Origin of the sequence: Acinetobacter sp. CIP 102637 (assembly GCF_000368425.1) — a bacterium.
In the GTDB taxonomy this organism is placed as follows: Bacteria; Pseudomonadota; Gammaproteobacteria; order Pseudomonadales; family Moraxellaceae; genus Acinetobacter; species Acinetobacter parvus.
Window position 1 is genome coordinate 1 of sequence record NZ_KB849434.1, and the last position, 4071, is coordinate 4071.

Annotated in this window: 1 protein-coding gene; it reads right to left on the reverse strand. The window is 43.1% G+C overall.

Going from position 1 to position 4071, the window contains the following annotated elements:
* Nucleotides 1-4020, reverse strand: a 4020-nt coding sequence (locus tag F967_RS13305; protein ID WP_416201992.1) for a beta strand repeat-containing protein, incomplete at its 3' end; no start/stop codon positions are given.
* Nucleotides 4021-4071: the final 51 nt, after the last annotated feature.

Consider the following 4071-nt stretch of genomic DNA (forward strand, 5'->3'; position numbering starts at 1 on the left):
TAGCTGACTGCCATTCACGGCATCTGTAGATGTTGAATTGACATCCCCAGCTTTAACATTGGTGATCTTCTGATTGCCTGCATTGATCCCTGTCGCTTTGTCGATAATAATGTTCCCAAGAGTCACTTTGTCAACACTAATATTTTTGGCTAAATCATAGTTAATAGTATTATCCGCACTGCGGGTAGCAACTAAATTTCCATCTGTATTGCGGAAATCAACTGTTTCACCTAGCTTAACTTTATCTGAATTAGCACCTTGGGCTGAGATACTGAAACCTTTATCAGTTAAAGTTGTATTTAGCTGATTTTGTGCAGAAAGCAACTGTTCCTCGGTCGCTGCTCGACCACTATTGTAAGTGCCTGCAGGATTCCACGTTATATTGCTTAACCCAGTAACATCATTTGTCGAAGTATTTACCTTCACATTACCGGCTTTTAATCCAGTATCCGTTAAAGTATTTGTACCGACTTTAACTTCATTATTTTTTATGCTCGCAGAGCCTGTTGTCACACTACCATTGCCACCAAGATTTATTGTTTCAGCAAGACGAATATCTAGCTGATTTGTTCCATTGGCAACCACGCCTATATTCCCGGTTGCAGCAAGTGTACCTGTTGCACCGCCTTTCACATTGAGCGTTTCACCAAGTTTACGCGATATTTGAGTCCCCGTATCACCAGCAAAGCTTAATGGTTGATTCAATGCGGTATCTAATGCAGTTAAGGCTGCACCTACATTATTAACCGTAGTTTTTGTACCTGATCCTGCCGGGTTAGTTGTGACGGTATAACTTGGCGCACTAATTGCTCCAGTAGCTTGATTGGCTAATGCCCCACCACCTAATGCTTGTGCTGTTTTATTCGCTAGGTTGGCTAATTCTTCATTGGTTTGGAATAACTGGCTACCATTAATTGCATCAGTACTTGAAGCAGATACTCGACCTGCAGCGACATTAATGATTTGACGTTCATTGCCTAAACTGCCCACACTCACAGTTGATGTTGGATTTATGCCTGAATAATTATAGGTTTTACCGTTAACAATTGCACTTGCTGTTGGTGTTGCATTACCAGAAATCGATCCACTACCTAAGGCAATTGCATTTGTATGTGTAACTGTTGCATTAGTACCTAAAGCAAAACCATTGGTTGCAGATACATTAGCACCTGTCCCTATAGCATTCGAACTTTCAGCACCAGCTTTAGCCCCATTACCAAATGCATTCGCATTTAAACCTGCTGCGTCTGCACTTTTACCTATAGCAGATGCATTGAGGCCACTTGCAACGGCACTTGTACCTAACGCAAGCGTATCCTGTCTGAATGCTTGAGCGCCTGTACCAATTGCACTTGCATCTTGTTCAAATGCTTTTGCACCCTTACCCATAGCATTCGCATTAATACCTGTTGCTTGCGCATTGGTACCAATTGCGCTGGCATTATCAGCTGCAGCTTTTGCACGATCACCAATCGCATTACTGCTTGTGCTTGTTGCTTCTGCACTTTTACCCATCGCATTGGCATTACCAGCAGTCGCTTTTGCATTATCACCAATTGCATTGGCGCTTGTTCCGCTTGCTGTTGCATAGTTACCAATAGCATTAGCACTTACTGCAGTTGCTTTAGCAAAATTACCCAATGCACTCGCATTTTCTTTTGCTGCTCGTGACTCATGGCCAATTGCTGTTCCATTATCGCCCTGTACAATTGCTTTACGTCCAATTGCAATGGCCTGATCAGCATTCTGTACTTCTGAATAACTACCAATACCTACTGCATAGTCAGAAGTACCAGTGGTTTTATCAATTTGAATATTGGTACCTATTGCAATACTTTCCATACCATTACTGCTGGCATTGGTACCCATTGCAATATTGTTTGTACTTCTTGCTAAAGCAGTCTTACCAATCGCAATAGATGCATCACCATTTGCTAGTGTGCTGGTATTACCAATTGCAACACTTTCTTTTGCATTAGTTGCAGCATCAAAACCTACAACAACACTTTTTACACCTGCATTACTTGTTGTGACGCCAGCACCAATTGCTAGCGACTCGTCAGCAGTTGCTCCCGTATTATTTTTATTCGCTGGATTTTTACTATTAATGGAGACATGATGTTGTCCATTATCTGCAATAGCTTGATTAAGCTGTGCCAAATTCACAGCATCTGTAGCTTGTGTTCCTGCAGTAACATTCGAAATGCGGCCATCAGCGGTATACATGACAGCGTTGCCAGGTAAAACACTAATTGCACCAGATGACACTGCATTAATTGCACTCGCAACATCTTTATATTGATGAGTCTGGTTTGTGTTTTTATCTGTCAATTCAATAATGTAGCCTGTAAATCCCCCTGTAACTGGATCGACGCCTGTTTTTCCACCAATCAAGCTTGCGACACTTTTTTGCGCTTCATGTAATTGCTTGACATTGACTGCATCTGTAGCATTGGCACCCGCTGCAACATTGGTAATACGACGCTCTTGTCCAGCTTGACCAACAGAAACTATATTATAGCCGCCCATTTTTGTTTCAGCTGTCAAATAAGCCGCAGCAGTTGAAGTTCCATTCGCTACACTGGATGCCCCTAGAGCAATATTGTTGGCACTAGCTTCCGAGTCACGCCCCAATGCCGTTCCAGAATCGCCTGTCACTTTTGCTTTATAGCCCAGAACAGTTGCAAAATCACCGCCATAAGCTTTGGCCTCATTACCCAGCACGGTCGAACCTGTTGTTGCATCCACACGTGAACCAATTGCTACAGATTCAACAACAACTGCTGTTATATTTTTATTTGCATCCCGGCCAATCGCAATATTATCATCACCACTTAAATTGCTTCCTGCATTTACCCCAATCGCAATATTGTGATCTGAGCTGCCATTACCGTCCGCTGACAGGTTGGAACCAGCGCCAACACCTAAAGCAATATTTCGATTACCAATAACATTTTGACCGCTATTATGTCCAATAGCAATGTGGTCTGTACGGTCATTCGTTATACCTTGTGATGTACCCACTCCCGCATTCTGACCAATTGAAATACCAGCTGTTGTATTTGCAAAAGCACCTTGACCCAATGCAACAGCACCATCACGGCCCGCACTAGATGCTCCGCCGGCAGCCAGTGCACCGCTTGCAGCTGCTTGAGCTCCAGCACCAATCGAAATTGCTTGCCCTCCTGAAGCATTACCATTTCGACCTATTGCAATCGCATCCTTTGCAACAGCTTTAGATGAGTCACCAAGAGCAACACTAGATTCACCGGCTGCCAAATTAGAAGTGCCCAAAGCTATACTATTCTTTCCAAGAGAAAGATTCGCACCGCTGCTTAACGATGCCACGAAGCTATTAACTTCAGTATTTGTAACCGGCACCCCATTAATTTCAATAATATCTGTTAAATCCGTACCCGCTCCTGTCGTAGTTACAGAGATGCCATCTATTGCAGTAATTTTACCATTTGCATCTGTTGTATAAACAGGCTGGCGCGGTGTCCCTGTGGTTGAACCAATTGCTGTACTATTTAAGCCCAGTGCAACCGCTTCCTTACCAATGGCAACATTGTTGTCTTTATAAGCAATTGATTTTTCACCAATACTGATACTACCTATAGCCATCGCGTTGGCAGTTTTCCCCATACTAATGCTTGAATCCGCAGCAGCAATTGCCTGATCGCCAATAGAGATTGCACTCTTTCCATTCGCTTTGGATTGTGGGCCGATTGCAACAGACTCATCACCGTTCGCTTGCGCATCCGCTGCTGTCGATTTGGCACGGAAATACTTAATGCCATTATAATCTTTACTTGGATCAACACTTAAAAGTGTCTTGATCTGTCCCAGATTAACTGCATCCGTATCGGCCGTACCGACTGCCAGTTTGGTAATTTTCTGATTATTTAAATCAGCCCCACTATTTAATGTGGCTAATCCGGTAACCCCTAATGTGCCTGTAACACCTAATGTACCTCCAACAGTTGCATTATTGGTTACAGCCAACGAATTCGCATTCACTGCACCTGTCGTTGTGACCGTTGTAAAATTAGGGTTATCTATTGTTTTTAC